Genomic DNA, 14,282 nt, shown 5'->3' with positions numbered 1-14,282 from the left:
CCGTCACACGGCACCTGCTCGCTGCGCCCGTCCCAGCGGGCCAACCCATCGATGATCGCCAACGGGGTCAACGTCAACGACACCAGTGTCGCCACCCGCTCACCCACCCGCAGCCCCAACGGCGACCGCCGACCCGTCTCCTCCACGGTGCCGATGAGCATCCCGCCCGACCCGGTCACCGGGTTCTGCATCTTCCCGCGCGTCGAGACGATCTCCAGCACCTCGGCGCGGACCTTCTCCCCGTCCCCACCGTGCTTCTCGCACAACTGCCGGAAACTCGCCGCGTCCAGATTCAGCCGCTCCACCCGGATCCGCACCTCGTTCGGCGCGATCCGCGCACTCGCGTCCAGCCGCCACGCCGCCTGCGGCAGCACCCCCGCCGGTTCGACAACGCGGTGCAGGCCCACCGGTGACGTCACGCCGACCTCCCCTGTCCAGCCGCGCGAAGCCCCGGACGGGACTCGCATCGCGGGAAAACTTACGGCAGACTAATTTCTTCACCGGATATTTTCCAGTAGCCTACGGGCCGCTGGTCATCCGAACAACGCACCTGGAGGGGCCGTGACCCAGACCCAACCGGTTGAGACCATCCCTCGACCCCGTCACGCCCCGGTCGCCGCACCGACCGCCGGGCAGCCCTACGAATACCGTCGCAGCCCCCTGGTCGAACCGGACTGGACCCGCTTCCCCGGCTGGCGCCACGTCACCCGCGAACAGTGGGAGAGCGCCCAGTGGCAGCGCGTCAACTGCATCAAGAACATCAAGCAGCTACGCGCCGTCCTCGGCGACACCGTCGACGAGTCCCTCTACACCGACCTCGCCGCCGACCAGGATGCCCACGCCACCATGTCCATGCTCGTGCCACCCCAGATGATCAACACCATGGTGCCGCACGCGCCACCGACCACCGAGGCGCTCCTCGCCGACCCGATCCGCCGCTACATGATCCCCGTCGCCTCCGACCGGCGCACCGACTGGCCCTCCCACCCCTACGCCAGCCGCGACTCCCTGCACGAGCACGACATGTGGGTCGCCGAGGGTCTCACCCACCGCTACCCGACCAAGGTTCTCGCCGAACTGCTCTCCACCTGCCCCCAGTACTGCGGGCACTGCACCCGGATGGACCTCGTCGGCAACTCCACCCCCGCCGTCGACAAGCTCAAGCTCACTCTCAAGCCCGTCGACCGGTACGACGCCCACATCGCCTACCTCAAGGCCCACCCGGGCGTCCGCGACGTCGTCGTCTCCGGCGGCGACGTCGCCAACGTCCCGTGGCGCAACCTCGAGTCGTACCTGATGCGGCTGCTGGAGATCGAAACCATCCGCGACGTCCGGCTCGCCACCAAGGCCCTCATGGGCCTACCCCAGCACTGGCTGCAGCCCGACGTCGTCGAGGGCCTGGAGCGGGTCGCCCGTACCGCCGCCCGACGCGGCGTCAACCTGGCCATCCACACCCACGTCAACCACCGGCAGTCCATCACCCCGCTCGTCGCGAAGGCCGCCCAGACCGCCCTCGACGTCGGCGTACGCGACGTACGCAACCAGGGCGTGCTCATGCGCGGCGTCAACGCCACCGCCCCCGACCTGCTCGACCTCTGCTTCGCCCTTCAGGGAGAAGCAGGGATCCTGCCGTACTACTTCTACATGTGCGACATGATCCCCAACGCCGAGCACTGGCGGGTCCCGGTCTGGCACGCCCAGCAGCTCCAGCACGACATCATGGGCTACCTGCCGGGCTACGCCACCCCGAGGATCGTCTGCGACGTGCCCTTCGTGGGCAAGCGCTGGGTGCACATGCTCACCGACTACGACCGCGAGCGCGGCATCTCCTACTGGACGAAGAACTACCGCACCTCCATCGAGTCGGCCGACCTGGAGGCGCTCAACAAGCGCTACGCCTACTACGACCCGATCGACAGCCTGCCCGCCGCAGGCCAGCAGTGGTGGCACGACCACCGCGACGACTGAACCGCGTCAAGACCCGTTCACGGGCCCCGGCTGACGCCGGGGCCCGTGCTTTTTGGTCGATGCCTGCACCGGGTCACACCCCCTACGGCATCCTAGGACACCAGGGGTGGAGAGGTGGGTGCTTCGTGGGAAACCTTCAACCCGGGTGGGTCGAATGAAGAGTCTCGACATCGATGGGTGTGACCGGATAACGTGCCGTCATCCCTGATCACCGACCGGGCGGACCACCGTCCGCCACCGGGAGGAGTGCCGTGGCCACGTCACCCATCGTCCGCCTGCGACGCCGAGGGCTCCTCGGCGTCCCCGCCCTCGTCGTCGCAGCCCTCACCATCACCCTCCGGCCCGCACCGGCCCGGGCCGAGACGCCCGCCGAGTGCCTCGCCGACCTGATCGAGCACTCCTGATGGCCACCGTCGGCTGGCTCGCCGACGTCCTGCGCTCCGCCGGCGTCCAGGTCGTCGAGGAGGGCGACTGGCGCAACCGGATGCGACCCGGCGACTTCGACCCCATCGGCGTGCTCTGGCACCACACCGCCGCCACCTCCAGCGCCACCAACCCCCACCCCGCCCTGGGCATCTGCATCAACGGCCGCTCCGACCTGCCCGGCCCGCTCTGCCAGGCCCTCGTCGACTATCACGGCGTGTTCCACCTCATCTCCGCAGGCCGCGCGAACCACGCCGGCACCAGCGGCGGCAGCGGCCCCATCCCCGCCGGTGACGGCAACGCCCTCATGATCGGCTGGGAGATCGACTACAACGGCGTCAGCCAGGAGATGACCGCCGCCCAGTACGCAGCGTCCCTGCGCGCCACCGCCGCCGTACTCACCCGCCTCGGCCGCGACGCCAGCCACGCCCGCGGCCACCGCGAGACCAGCACCACCGGAAAGATCGACCCGTCCTTCATCGACCTGGACGTCATGCGCGCCGAGGTCGCCGCCCGGATGAGCGGCGGCACCGCCTGGAGCACCATCGTCGACAACGCCACCGCCGGCCGCTTCACCGCCAGCGCCAACTGGCGCGTCTCCACCTACTCCGGCCAGCGCTACGGCGCCGACTACCGGTACGCCGACCCCGTCGCATCCAGCGACGTCGCCTGGTACCGGGTCAACGTCCCCGCCACCGGCACCTACCGCGTCGACGCCTGGTGGCCGGCCAACGCCGGGTACAACAACGCCACCCCGTACCTCGTCGCCACCACCACCGGCAACAAGACCGTGTACGCCGATCAGCGCGCCACCGGCGGGCAGTGGCGCGCCCTCGGCACGTTCGCCCTGCCCGCCGGAGACGCCAACCGGGTCGGCGTCAGCCGGTGGACCACCGGCACCGGCCTGGTCATCGCCGACGCGATCCGGCTCACCCGGGTCTCGTAGTCCCGCCGGCGCACCCCGGCGTCGGCCCCGCGCTTTCCCGGCCAATGATCGACGGCGGCGGGCCCGGAGGAACTTCCTCCGGGCCCGCCGCGCGGTCGGGTCACTTCGTGAACGCGTCCCGCGCGTCCCGGCCCGCGTCCTTGACGTGCTCGCCCGCCTGGCGGGCCCGCGCGTCGCTCTGCTGGGTGGCGCCCTCGGCCCGCATGCGCTCGTTGTCGGTCATGTCGCCGACCCGCTCCTTGGCAGCGCCGGCCAGCTCCTGGGCCTTGTTCTTCGCCTTGTCGGTGAAGCTCATGTCGTCGGACTCCCTCTGCTCCAGACGTTGCGGGGCGGTCCACCCCTGCGTTCCGGCTTGCCCGGGCCTTGGGTGGTGGAAACCTGGTGAGCGTGCCGCCGCACACTCCCAGAAGCAGCCTAGGACGCTAGGTCATATCGGCATCGACGTCAGCGGTCGAGTTGAAGGCGATGCCAGGTGCGGAGGACAAGGAGGCCGAACGTCAGTGGGACAAGCGGCACGAGAGCCATCTGGGATGCCGAGACGGTGCCGGGGAAGATCGTCCAGAGGGCCGGCGCCGCGAAGGGAAACCAGCCGCCCATACCCGCCACCACCAGGATCTGGGCGGCAGCGAGGATGGCGATGGCGGTCGCGATACCGGGCAGCAGGCCGCGGCCGATGGTAGCTGCCCAGCCGGCGGGCACGGCGAGGAGCGCGGTCAGCACGGTCAGCGACCACAGTCGCAGCAGCGCGATCGGTGCGGTGCCCTCGATTGGCCCCGCTCCGGTCGCGAAGCCGAGTCCTGCGACCATCAGGACGAGGAGGGTGGCGACCCCGACGGACCACAGCAGGTAGACGATCAGTTTGGCCAGCGCGATCGTGGGCCGGCTCACCGGCAGCGCGAACAGTCCGGTCACGGTTCCGTCTGCGAACTCGCGACCGAACAACCAGCTGAGAACCACGCCGAAGGCGAGCAGTCCGCCGGCGGCCGTGATCTGGCTGGCCGTGCCGAGCAGGCTGGTCCAGCCGCCCTGGGTGGCGGACGGGCCGAGCTTTGCCATGAGTTGCTCGTTGCCGCCGGCGGCGGCGAGGGTGGTTGCGCCGGCCAGGACGGCAATGCCCACGAGCAGCAGGATCGTCGTGCTCGTCATAACTCGTGCGGACGTGGCCTTGCGTGCTTCGACCGCCAGCGCGGCGCGCAGCGTCGTGGTTGTCATGCCGCTGTCCGTTCGTCGTCGGAGCGTACGAGGGCGAAGAACTCACGTTCGATGTCGACACCGTGCGGATTGAGGGCACCGATGGTGCGACCCGCGTTGATGACGGTGATGCGGTCGGCGACACGGGCGACTTCGTCGAGATGGTGGCTGGACACGAGCACGCCGGCCCCGGCCGCCGCCCGCCGAACGAGCGCCTCGCGAAGCGAGATGACGCCTGCCGGATCGAGTGCGTTCGTCGGCTCGTCCAGCACGATGATGTCCGGATCGTGCTGGAGCGCGGCGGCGAGGCCAAGGCGTTGGCGGCTCCCCGACGACATTCGCCGGGCCCGGATGGCGGCGTACGGGTGCAGGTTGAGCTCGGTCAGCACACGCTCCACCATCGGTGCCGCCGCCGAGGCCGGTACGCCGTGCAGGCGGGCGGCCAGCATCAGGTTGGCCCGACCGGTGAGTTCGCCATACGCGAGCGGGGTTTCGATGAGGTGACCGAGCCGCGACCAGGGCGCCGAGCCGAGGGGGCGGCCATCGAGAAGCACCGTTCCCGACTCCGGCCGCAGCATGCCGAGCAGCAGGCGCATGAGGGTGGACTTGCCCGCGCCGTTCAGTCCGACCAGCGCGTGGATCTCGCCCGCGCCGACGTCCAGGTCGACCCCGCGGACGCCGACTCCGCCGTCGAACGTGCGGGTCAGGCCGTGAAGCCGGATGCGCGCCTCAGCCATGCCGTGCCTCCAGCGTGTCCAGCGCGGTGGCGATCACGTCGCCAAGTCGCGCGTCGTCGTGCTGCGACCATTCGAGCAGTGCGGCGGTGACGGCCGCGAACACCGCGACGGCGGCCACCCGGGCCGGCAGGGCGGCGGTGCCGTCGGTGACGAGTTGCTCGGTGACAAGCCGCTCGGTGTCCTCGTTGTTGCGGATGGCGGCGGCGCGCAGCGCCGGGGAGCCGGCCGTGATCCGGACCCGTCGGCGGACGATCTCGCTTGCCGGCTCGGGCAGCATCCGCCATGCCTGGCGTAGACCGTTCACCACCCGCGTCAAGGGTGGCAGCGAGCGCGGTTGTCCGGCGATGGCGGCGACGATGACCGGGTCGTACGGGTCGTCGAGAACAAGCAGCTCCTTGGCTGGGAAGTGCCGGTAGAGGGTCATCTCGGTGACCCCAGCCGCGGCCGCGATCTGAGCGACGGTCGTCTGCTCGAAGCCCTGCCGCTCGAACAGCTCCAGCGCACAGCGCAGCAGCCGCGCGCGAGTCCGTTCCCGCTTGCCGAGCACCTGATCGCCATCCACAGGCAAAATGTTAGCAGCTAACATTTCGTCGGGGAATGGTGCAGCCGGCGACGCGAGCGGCCATACCGGGTCACCGCCCTGCCGCGTCCCCGGTACTGGGACTCCGCCGGCGCCAAGCGACCTGGTTGACTGGGTGGATGGGAGAGATCGTCCTCGTCCGCCACGGCGAGACCGAGTGGAGCGCCAGCCGCCGGCACACCTCGTACACCGACCTGGAGCTCACCGCCGGTGGCGAGCGAGACGCCCGCGAGCTCGCCGCGCTCCTGGCCGGCCGGCGGTTCGCCCGGGTGCTGGCCAGCCCGCGCCGTCGGGCGCTGCGCACCGCCGAACTGGCCGGGCTCGCCGCCACGGCGGTCGACGAGGACCTGGCCGAGTGGAACTACGGCCGGTACGAGGGCATCACCACCGCCGACATCCACACCGAGCGCCCGGGCTGGAACATCTGGACCGACGGCTGCCCGGACGGGGAGTCCCCCGTCGAGGTGGGCGCGCGGCTCGACCGGGCGCTCGCCCACGCCGCCGCCGGACTCGCCGACGGCGACGTCGCCGTGGTCGGCCACGCACACAGCCTGCGGGTGCTGGCCGCCCGATGGATCGGCCTGCCGCCGTCGGCCGGCGGGCTGCTGCGGCTGGACACCGCCACCATCAGCGTGCTCGGCCACGAGCACGGCCGGCCGGTCATCCTGCGGTGGAACCAGCCGCCTCCCCCGCCGCCCGGGACCGCGCCCGGGCCGACAGCTCGCCACTGATCTTCGGCGGCCGGTTCTCGTACGGGGTGGACAGGACCACGGTGGTGCGGGTGGTGACGTTCGCGGCCGTGCGGATCTCCTGGAGCACCCGCTCCAGGTCCGCCGGGGACGCCACCCGCACCAGCAGCAGGTAGAAGTCCTCCCCCGCCACGGAGTAACAGGAGTCGATCTCCGGAAGGTGGGCCAGCCGGTCCGGGGCGTCGTCGGGCTGCGACGGGTCGAACGGCCGGATCGCCACGAACGCCGTCAGCGGCAGGTCCAGCGCCTCGAAGGAAACCCGGGCGGCGTACCCCCGGATCACCCCGCGCTGCTCCAGCCGGCGGACCCGCTGGTGCACGGCGGACACCGACAGGCCCACCTTCTCCGCCAGATCCGTGTACGACAGCCGCCCGTCGGCGGTCAGCGCCGCGACGATGGCCCGGTCGATCTCTTCCACGGCGTGGAACCTACCGGTAAAAGCGCTCCCACGCGACGACGCCCCCGACCCTCGTCACACTGGGTGAACCCTCCACTCACACGTCCCTGGCCAGGGCGCGGGAGATCACCAGGCGCTGGATCTGGTTGGTGCCCTCGACGATCTGGAGCACCTTCGCCTCCCGCAGGTACCGCTCGACCGGGTGGTCGGCGACGTAGCCGGCCCCGCCGAGCACCTGCACCGCGTCGGTGGTCACCCGCATCGCCACGTCCGTGGCGAACAGCTTCGCCTTCGCCGCCTCGGTCGAGTACGGCCGGCCGGCGTCGCGCAACCGGGCCGCGTGCAGCGTCAGGGCGCGGGCGGCGGAGACCTGGGTGGCCGCGTCGGCGAGGAGGAAGCCGAGGCCCTGGAAGTCGACGATCGCCCGGCCGAACTGCTGCCGCTGCCGGGCGTAGCCGACCGCGTGGTCGAGGGCGGCCTGGGCCAGGCCGACGGCGCAGGCGGCGATGCCGAGACGGCCCGAGTCCAGGGCGGACATGGCGATCGTGAAGCCGGCACCCTCCCCGCCGATGAGGCGGTCGGCCGGCACGCGGGCGTCGTCGAAGGCGATCTGTGCCACCGGGGAGGCGTGCAGGCCCATCGTCCGCTCGGCGGCCTGCGGGACGATGCCCGGGGTGTCACGGTCGGCGAGTAGGCAGGAGATCCCCTTCGGCCCCGGCCCGCCGGTGCGGCAGAAGACGTCGTAGAAGTCGGCCACCCGGGCGTGGGTGATCCACGCCTTGGTGCCGGTCACCACGTACGCCTCACCGTCGCGGACGGCCCTCGTGGTCAGCGCCGCCGCGTCCGAGCCACCCTGCGGCTCCGACAGGCAGTACGCGCCGAGCAGCTCGCCGCCGAGCAGGTCGGGCAGCAGCTTGCGCTGGGCATCCGTGCCGAACTGCGCCAGGGGGTAGCAGGACAGGGTGTGCACGCTGACCGCCTCCGCGACGGCGAGCCAGCGGCTGGCGAGGATCTCCAACACCTGCAGGTACACCTCGTACGGCTGGGCGGCACCGCCGTGCTCCTCGGCGTACGGCAGGCCCAGCAGGCCGGCGCGGCCGAGGGTGCGCAGCACCTCCCGGGGGAACTCGGCGCGGGACTCGAACCCGGCAGCCCGGGGGGCGAGCTCCCGGTCGGCGAGTTCGGTGGCGAGGTCGAGCAGGTCGCGGGCCTCGTCGGTGGGCAAAATCCGGTCGACAGTCATAGTGCGATGAGCTCCGTGGGGGTGATGTTGAGCCGGGGCCCCGCCGTCCGTCGTGCGGACGACGGCGGCTCGATACGGGCGCCGTGGCGGGGTGGGTCGGCGTCGGGGTGCAGCTCGTCGGTTCCCACCCGTTCAGCTTAACGGTCGTTTGGTCGACCGCCGGAAAGACGGACCGGGTCCGCGAGTGTCGCCGCCACCGCCGGGCCGGCCGGGCAGGCCAACCTCCCGGGCGGAAGTACCGCGCCCGCCGCGCCGTGGCCGGATCGTCGGACCGTTGTGCCACGCTGTCCGGCGTGGCACACCAACCCCCGATCCTGCTGATCGATGCCCCCAGTCTCTACTTCCGGGCCTACTTCGGCGTCCCCGAGTCCGCCGCGAGGGCGACCGACGGCACCCCCGTCAACGCGGTACGCGGCTTCCTCGACATGCTCGCCACGCTGGTGCGCACCCGCCGCCCCGACCGGATGGTCTGCGCCCTGGACCACGACTGGCGGCCGGACTGGCGGGTGGCGCTGCTGCCGTCGTACAAGGCGCACCGGGTGGCGCAGGAGGGGGGCGAGGAGGTGCCGGACACCCTCACCCCGCAGGTGCCGGTGATCCTGGACGTGCTGGCCGCGATCGGCATCACCGCCGTCGGCGCCGCCGGGTACGAGGCCGACGACGTGCTGGGCACCCTGTCGGTGACCCAGCCCGCGCCGGCGGAGGTCGTCTCCGGCGACCGGGACCTGTTCCAGCTCGTCGACGACGCGCGCGGGGTGCGGCTGCTCTACGTCGGGCGGGGCGTGGCGAAGCTGGAAGACTGCGACGACGCGGCGGTGCGCGCCCGCTACGGGGTGCCCGCCGACCGGTACGCCGACTTCGCGGCCCTGCGCGGCGACCCGAGCGACGGCCTGCCCGGGGTGCCCGGCGTCGGCGAGAAGACCGCGGCCCGGCTGGTCGACCGGTACGGCGACGTCGCCGGCATCCTCGCCGCGCTCGACGACCCGGGCTCCGGGTTCGCCCCCGGCCTACGGGCCAAGCTGGACGCCGCCCGCGGCTACCTGGCCGTCGCCCCGAAGGTGGTGCGGGTGGCGCTGGACGTGCCGCTGCCGGAGTTGCCCACGGCGCTCCCCCGGGCCCCCGTCGACCCGGACCTGCTGCTGGAGCTGGCCCAGCGGTGGAACCTTGCCGGTTCCTGCCGCCGGCTCGTCGACGCCCTGGCCGGGCACGGCTGAACCGCCCCGGGCAGACCGCCACCGGTACGGCGGCGCGGACACGACCGATCCGGCCCGGCCTCCACCGGCGGGCGCACCCTCGCGGCCGGCGGCCCGGCCGCCGCTTCGGCCGCCGGGGTCAGCGCGGCGGGGCGGCGCGACGAGACGGGAACGTGGTACCCGGGCGGGCCAGGGTGCCGCGCCCGCGCAGCCCGACCGGGTCCGGCGCCGGCTGCGCCTGGACCGCCGCCTCGGCCGGTTCCGACGCCCGGCGCGCGTCGAGGTAGGCGGCGCCCGCCCGGTCCTCCTCGGTGGGGGCCGCGAGCAGGGCGTAGACCAGCCCGACCACCACGAAGATCACCGCGAGGACGATCGGCACCAGCAGGGTGCTGAACCCGGCCCCGGTGACCTCGCCGCGCTGCTCGTGCAGGTGCACCGACAGGGCGCTCATGCCGGTGAAGTGCATGCCGTTGACGGCGACGCCCATGACCAGCGCGGACGCGGCGACGGCCAGGGCCCGGCGGACGGTGACGGCCAGCCAGAGCGCCACGGTCGCCGCGACCACGGCGATGGCCACCGACAGGGCGACCGGGACCCGGTCGTAGCCGAGGGAGCCGCCCAGCCGCATCGCCGCCATTCCGGTGTAGTGCATGGCGGCGACCCCGAGCCCGGTGAACAGGCCGCCCGCACCGATCCTCAGCCCGGAGATCCGGCAGGTGCCGACGGTCGTCAGGCCGATGCCGACCGCGGCCACGGCGACGAGCGCGCTGGCCACGGTGAGCGGCACGTCGTACCGGATCCGGGTGCCCTTGACGGCGAAGCCGAGCATCGCCATGAAGTGCATGCTCCAGATCGCGGTGCCGCCGATCGCCCAGGAGGCGAGGGTGACCCACCACACGCGGTGCCCGGTGGTGCCGGCGGTCCGGATGCGGCCCGCGCAGACCAGACCGAGGAACGAACCGAGCACCGACAGGGCGTAGCTGAGCGCCGGCGTGATCCATCCGTACTCAAAGTGATTGATTTCCGCCACGGTAGTTGTCCCCCCACAAGTTACCGACGCGTCAACAACGCGCCGAAAACATGATCGGGGACGCGGTGAGCTGTCGCAACAGCACCCCCCGGCACTTCGGGGGGTGCTGTTGCGGTGACCGTCCGACGCTCCGGCACCGCGCCGGGATCACGTTGCGTGTTGGTCAGGCGTTGGCGTGGTAGGCGAGGACACCCCGGTTGACGGCGGCGATGGCCTGCCGGGCCGTGGCGCGCAGCTCGGCGGAGGCACCGCCGGAGTCGGCAAGCTGGCCGAGCAGGTCGACGACCTGCCGGGCCCAGCGGACGAAGTCGCCGGCCGGCATCTCGCCGTCGATCTGGTGACCGCTGGCCAGCACCTTGGCCAGGGCCTCGCCCCGGGCCCAGCGGTAGATCGGCCAGGCGAAGCCCAGGTCCGGCTCGCGGGTGACGGCGAGACCCCGGGCGGCCTCGTCGGCCTCGATTCCGCTCCACAGGTTCAGCGTCTCGTCCACCGCCTCCGAGACGGGGCCACGCGGCAGCGACGCCCGTTCGTCGACGTCCCGGCGGGCCTCGAACACCACCACGGACACGGCGGACGCCAGCTCCGCCGGCGAGAGCCCGTCCCAGACGCCCCGGCGCAGGCACTCGGCGACCAGCAGGTCGGCCTCGGTCCAGATCCGGCCGAGCATCCGCCCGGCGTCGGTGACGGCACCATCGGCGGACAGGTAGCCGCGCGCGGTGAGCAGCGCGACGATCCGGTCGAACGTGCGCGCGAGGGAACCGGTGCGACCGGCGACCCGCTCGCGCAGCTCCTCGGTGTCGCGTTCGAGGCGGCGACGCCGCTCGGCCCAGCGGGCGTGCTCCTCGCGCTCCGGGCACGCGTGGCAGGGGTGTCGGCGCAGCTCGGCGCGGAGCTGGCTGAGCGCGTGGTCCTCGCCGGAGCCCTGCCGGGACCGGCCGCCGCGCCGCCCGCCGTGCCGGTCCAGGCCGGTGCCGCTGACCTCGGCGGCGAGGTCGCGGCGGGCCGCCGGGGAGCGGTGGTTGAAGTGCTTGGGCACCCGGATGCGGGCGAGCACCTCGGCCGGGGTGGTGAAGTCGCCGGGGCTGACCCGCCCGGCCCACCGGTCCTGGGTGAGTACGAGCGGACGGGGTTCGCCGAACCCGCCGGTGGCCGGGTCGAGCACCACCGCGAGACCGGCCCGGCGCCCGGAGGGCACCCGGATCACGTCGCCGACGCGCAGCCGCTCCAGCGCCGCCACGGCGGCGGCCTTGCGCTGGTGCTGACCCTGCCGGGCGATGGCGCGCTCCCGGTCGGCGATGGCCACCCGCAGCGCGAAGTACTCGTCGAAGTCGCCATGGTGGCAGGCGGCCTCCGCGCCGTACGCGTCGATGGTCTCGGTGTTGCGCTGCACCTGCCGGGCCAGGCCGACGACCGACCGGTCCGCCTGGAACTGCGCGAACGAGGACTCCAGCAGCGCCCGGGCCGGCTCCGCGCCGACCGTGCCGACCAGGTTGACGGCCATGTTGTACGACGGGCGGAAGCTGGACCGCAGCGGGTAGGTGCGGGTGGAGGCCAGACCGGCCACGTGCCGGGGGTCGGTCTCCGGCGACCAGACCACGACGGCGTGCCCCTCCACGTCGATGCCCCGGCGGCCGGCGCGGCCGGTGAGCTGGGTGTACTCCCCCGGCGTGAGGTCGACGTGGGCCTCGCCGTTGAACTTCACCAGGCGTTCGAGGACGACGCAGCGGGCCGGCATGTTGATGCCCAGCGCCAGCGTCTCGGTGGCGAAGACCGCCTTGACCAGACCCCGGACGAACAGCTCCTCGACGACCTCCTTGAACACCGGCAGCATGCCGGCGTGGTGGGCGGCCAGGCCGCGCTCCAGGCCGTCGAGCCACTCCCAGTAGCCGAGAACCGTCAGGTCCTCGCCGGGGATGGCGGTGACCCGGGACTCGACGACCCGGCGGATCTCGGCACGCTCCTCGGCGGAGGTGAGCCGCAGGCCGGCAGCGAGGCACTGCTGCACGGCGGCGGCGCAGCCGGCGCGGCTGAAGATGAACAGGATCGCCGGCAGCAGCCCCTCCCGGTCGAGCCGGTCCACGATGTCCGGGCGCAGCGGGCCCCGCCAGCGCGGCCCGCGCCGGCCGCCGCCCGGCCCGGCGCTACGCCCCTCGCCGAGCTCCAGCCGACGCATCGTCTCCCGGGTGTAGCGCAGCAGCTCCGGGTGCACGTCGTGCTTACGGGCGGCGTCGGCGTCGTGGAACAGGTCGAACATCCGCTTGCCGACCAGCATGTGCTGCCACAACGGCACCGGGCGGTGCTCGCTGACCACCACGGCGGTCTCGCCGCGCACGGTGACCAGCCAGTCGGCGAACTCCTCGGCGTTGGAGACGGTCGCGGACAGCGAGACCAGGGTGACCGAGGACGGCAGGTGGATGATCACCTCTTCCCAGACCCCGCCGCGGAACCGGTCGGCGAGGTAGTGCACCTCGTCCATGACCACGTAGGCCAGGCCCTCAAGGGTGGCCGAGCCGGCGTAGAGCATGTTGCGCAGCACCTCGGTGGTCATCACGACCACCGGGGCGTCGCCGTTGATCGCGTTGTCGCCGGTGAGCAGGCCGACGTGCGCGACGCCGTAGCGCTCCACCAGGTCGTGGTACTTCTGATTGGAGAGCGCCTTGATCGGCGTCGTGTAGAAGCACTTGCGCCGGGCGGGCGGCGCGTCGTCGCCGTCGGCCACCGTCGGCCGCCCGGGGGCGCCGCGCAGGGCCAGGTGTACGGCGAACTCGCCCACCACGGTCTTCCCGGCGCCGGTGGGGGCGCAGACCAGCACACCGCTGCCCCGTTCCAGGGACTGACACGCCTCCCGCTGGAAGTCGTCGAGATCGAACCCCAGGTCCAGGGTGAACTCGTCCAGTGCCGGGAACTGTGAGGCCTGCGCGGTGCGGCGGCGCGCCGCGGCGTACCGCTCGGCGGGGCTCGACATGTCTCCAAGATTAGTGCGTGCCTGCGACGACCACCGGCCAAGGCCGTCCGACAGGGGGGTCGGGGGCGGTCGGTAGGGTGCACGGCGTGCCGGATCATGCCGAACCGACCCAGTCGAGCCCACCGGGCGCGTTCGACGCCGCCGCGAACGCCCGGGCGTCCCGGCGGCCCGTCGAGGCGGTCCTGTTCGACTTCCACGGCACCCTCGCCCAGGTGGAGGAGCCCCGCGACTGGGTGCTCGCCGCTGCGCGGGCGTGCGGGGTGAGCCTGGATCGGGTACGGGCCACCGCGCTGGCCGACCGGCTGCTCACCGCCGGGCGGGCGGGCGGCCCGCTGCCGGCCCGGGTGCCGCCGGCGCTGGCCGAGCTGTGGTCCGAACGGGATCTCTACCCGCACGCCCACCGGGGCGCGTACACGGGGCTGGCGGCGACCGTGGACGCCGGGATCGACGGCCTCGCCGACGCGCTGTACGAGCGGGTGCTGAGCCCCGACGGGTGGGTGCCGTACCCGGACACCGCCCCGACCTTCGCGGCGCTGCGGTCGGCCGGCGTGAAGGTGGCGGTGGTGAGCAACATCGGCTTCGACATCCGGCCGTTCTTCGCCGCCTGGGGGCTCGACGGGCTGGTGGACGCGTACGTCCTGTCGTACGAGGTGGGGCGCTGCAAGCCCGACCCGGCGATCTTCTGGCGGGCCTGCGGGATGCTCGGGGTGGACGCGGAGCGGACGCTGATGGTGGGCGACACCGCGGCGGATGCCGGCGCGGTGCGGGCCGGCTGCGCGGTGCTGGTGCTGCCGGAGGCCGAGCCGGGCCGGCCCAACGGGCTGGGCGCCGTGCTCGACCTGGCGTTGCCCGCCTGACCC

Annotated in this window: 15 protein-coding genes and 1 pseudogene; 6 read left to right on the top strand and 10 right to left on the bottom strand. The window is 72.9% G+C overall.

Going from position 1 to position 14,282, the window contains the following annotated elements; translation table 11 throughout:
- Positions 1 to 419 (bottom strand): annotated as a pseudogene (locus E1258_RS21555) (zinc-binding alcohol dehydrogenase); the annotation flags it as partial.
- 142 nt (positions 420 to 561) lie between these two features.
- Here E1258_RS21555 and E1258_RS21550 point away from each other — a divergent pair.
- The 3 genes from E1258_RS21550 to E1258_RS21545 all read left to right on the top strand — a co-directional run bounded on the left by E1258_RS21550 (position 562) and on the right by E1258_RS21545 (position 3,337).
- Positions 562 to 1,968: a KamA family radical SAM protein gene (locus tag E1258_RS21550; protein WP_132404258.1), complete on the top strand. Its 1,407-nt coding sequence runs from the start codon at positions 562 to 564 to the stop codon at positions 1,966 to 1,968.
- 251 nt (positions 1,969 to 2,219) lie between these two features.
- Complete coding sequence (locus E1258_RS33510) at positions 2,220 to 2,372, top strand: hypothetical protein (protein WP_165949864.1); 153 nt, start codon at positions 2,220 to 2,222, stop codon at positions 2,370 to 2,372.
- Positions 2,372 to 3,337, top strand: a complete 966-nt coding sequence (locus E1258_RS21545; protein ID WP_132404255.1) for an N-acetylmuramoyl-L-alanine amidase — start codon at positions 2,372 to 2,374, stop codon at positions 3,335 to 3,337. Before E1258_RS33510 ends, E1258_RS21545 begins: the two co-directional genes overlap by 1 nt.
- A 100-nt stretch (positions 3,338 to 3,437) precedes the next feature.
- On the opposite strand, the gene E1258_RS21540 is transcribed toward E1258_RS21545, so the two are convergent.
- From E1258_RS21540 to E1258_RS21525, 4 genes are all read right to left on the bottom strand, one after another.
- Positions 3,438 to 3,632, bottom strand: a complete 195-nt coding sequence (locus E1258_RS21540) for a CsbD family protein (protein WP_132404252.1) — start codon at positions 3,630 to 3,632, stop codon at positions 3,438 to 3,440.
- A gap of 149 nt (positions 3,633 to 3,781) precedes the next feature.
- The gene (locus E1258_RS21535) at positions 3,782 to 4,549 is read right to left on the bottom strand and encodes an ABC transporter permease (RefSeq protein ID WP_132404250.1); all 768 of its coding nucleotides are present in this window, start codon (positions 4,547 to 4,549) and stop codon (positions 3,782 to 3,784) included.
- Positions 4,546 to 5,265 carry an ABC transporter ATP-binding protein gene (locus E1258_RS21530; protein WP_132404247.1) on the bottom strand — a complete coding sequence of 240 codons (720 nt, stop codon included), beginning with the start codon at positions 5,263 to 5,265 and terminating at the stop codon, positions 4,546 to 4,548. Before E1258_RS21530 ends, E1258_RS21535 begins: the two co-directional genes overlap by 4 nt.
- Complete coding sequence (locus E1258_RS21525; RefSeq protein ID WP_207919661.1) at positions 5,258 to 5,827, bottom strand: TetR/AcrR family transcriptional regulator; 570 nt, start codon at positions 5,825 to 5,827, stop codon at positions 5,258 to 5,260. The genes E1258_RS21530 and E1258_RS21525 overlap by 8 nt, the downstream gene beginning before the upstream one ends.
- 137 nt (positions 5,828 to 5,964) lie before the next feature.
- Here E1258_RS21525 and E1258_RS21520 point away from each other — a divergent pair, with 137 nt between their 5' ends.
- Positions 5,965 to 6,576: a histidine phosphatase family protein gene (locus E1258_RS21520; RefSeq protein ID WP_132404241.1), complete on the top strand. Its 612-nt coding sequence runs from the start codon at positions 5,965 to 5,967 to the stop codon at positions 6,574 to 6,576.
- Here E1258_RS21520 and E1258_RS21515 read toward each other — a convergent pair.
- From E1258_RS21515 to E1258_RS35480, 3 genes are all read right to left on the bottom strand, one after another.
- Positions 6,506 to 7,012 carry an Lrp/AsnC family transcriptional regulator gene (locus E1258_RS21515; protein ID WP_007070989.1) on the bottom strand — a complete coding sequence of 169 codons (507 nt, stop codon included), beginning with the start codon at positions 7,010 to 7,012 and terminating at the stop codon, positions 6,506 to 6,508. The two genes, E1258_RS21520 and E1258_RS21515, sit on opposite strands and share 71 nt — an antisense overlap.
- 76 nt (positions 7,013 to 7,088) lie before the next feature.
- Positions 7,089 to 8,234: an acyl-CoA dehydrogenase family protein gene (locus E1258_RS21510; protein WP_132404238.1), complete on the bottom strand. Its 1,146-nt coding sequence runs from the start codon at positions 8,232 to 8,234 to the stop codon at positions 7,089 to 7,091.
- On the bottom strand, positions 8,231 to 8,362 hold the full coding sequence (locus tag E1258_RS35480; RefSeq protein ID WP_256371024.1) for a hypothetical protein: 132 nt from the start codon (positions 8,360 to 8,362) through the stop codon (positions 8,231 to 8,233). Before E1258_RS35480 ends, E1258_RS21510 begins: the two co-directional genes overlap by 4 nt.
- Positions 8,363 to 8,527: 165 nt before the next feature.
- Between E1258_RS35480 and E1258_RS21505 the strand changes: the two genes are divergently transcribed.
- Positions 8,528 to 9,448, top strand: coding sequence for a 5'-3' exonuclease (locus tag E1258_RS21505; RefSeq protein WP_132404235.1), 921 nt, complete (start codon positions 8,528 to 8,530; stop codon positions 9,446 to 9,448).
- Positions 9,449 to 9,566: 118 nt separating this feature from the next.
- On the opposite strand, the gene E1258_RS21500 is transcribed toward E1258_RS21505, so the two are convergent.
- On the bottom strand, positions 9,567 to 10,457 hold the full coding sequence (locus E1258_RS21500) for an MHYT domain-containing protein (RefSeq protein ID WP_132404232.1): 891 nt from the start codon (positions 10,455 to 10,457) through the stop codon (positions 9,567 to 9,569).
- 163 nt (positions 10,458 to 10,620) lie between these two features.
- Positions 10,621 to 13,422 carry an RNA helicase gene (locus tag E1258_RS21495; RefSeq protein ID WP_132404229.1) on the bottom strand — a complete coding sequence of 934 codons (2,802 nt, stop codon included), beginning with the start codon at positions 13,420 to 13,422 and terminating at the stop codon, positions 10,621 to 10,623.
- A gap of 182 nt (positions 13,423 to 13,604) precedes the next feature.
- On the opposite strand from E1258_RS21495, the gene E1258_RS21490 reads away from it, so the two are divergent.
- Positions 13,605 to 14,279, top strand: a complete 675-nt coding sequence (locus tag E1258_RS21490; RefSeq protein WP_371688653.1) for an HAD family hydrolase — start codon at positions 13,605 to 13,607, stop codon at positions 14,277 to 14,279.
- Positions 14,280 to 14,282: the final 3 nt, after the last annotated feature.

This window comes from Micromonospora sp. KC207, from assembly GCF_004348615.1.
Taxonomy (GTDB): domain Bacteria; phylum Actinomycetota; class Actinomycetes; order Mycobacteriales; family Micromonosporaceae; genus Micromonospora.
The sequence above is the reverse complement of the archived record's forward strand: the minus strand, read 5'-3'. Positions and strand labels throughout refer to the sequence as shown.

Excerpts from the sequence above, each read along its gene's own strand:
- E1258_RS21545 (WP_132404255.1), top strand. The coding sequence starts at position 2,372 with ATGGCCACCGTCGGCTGGCTCGCCGACGTCCTGCGCTCCGCCGGCGTC.
- E1258_RS21540 (WP_132404252.1), bottom strand. The coding sequence starts at position 3,632 with ATGAGCTTCACCGACAAGGCGAAGAACAAGGCCCAGGAGCTGGCCGGC.
- E1258_RS21530 (WP_132404247.1), bottom strand. The coding sequence starts at position 5,265 with ATGGCTGAGGCGCGCATCCGGCTTCACGGCCTGACCCGCACGTTCGAC.
- E1258_RS21520 (WP_132404241.1), top strand. The coding sequence starts at position 5,965 with ATGGGAGAGATCGTCCTCGTCCGCCACGGCGAGACCGAGTGGAGCGCC.
- E1258_RS21535 (WP_132404250.1), bottom strand. The coding sequence starts at position 4,549 with ATGACAACCACGACGCTGCGCGCCGCGCTGGCGGTCGAAGCACGCAAG.
- E1258_RS21495 (WP_132404229.1), bottom strand. The coding sequence starts at position 13,422 with ATGTCGAGCCCCGCCGAGCGGTACGCCGCGGCGCGCCGCCGCACCGCG.
- E1258_RS21510 (WP_132404238.1), bottom strand. The coding sequence starts at position 8,234 with ATGACTGTCGACCGGATTTTGCCCACCGACGAGGCCCGCGACCTGCTC.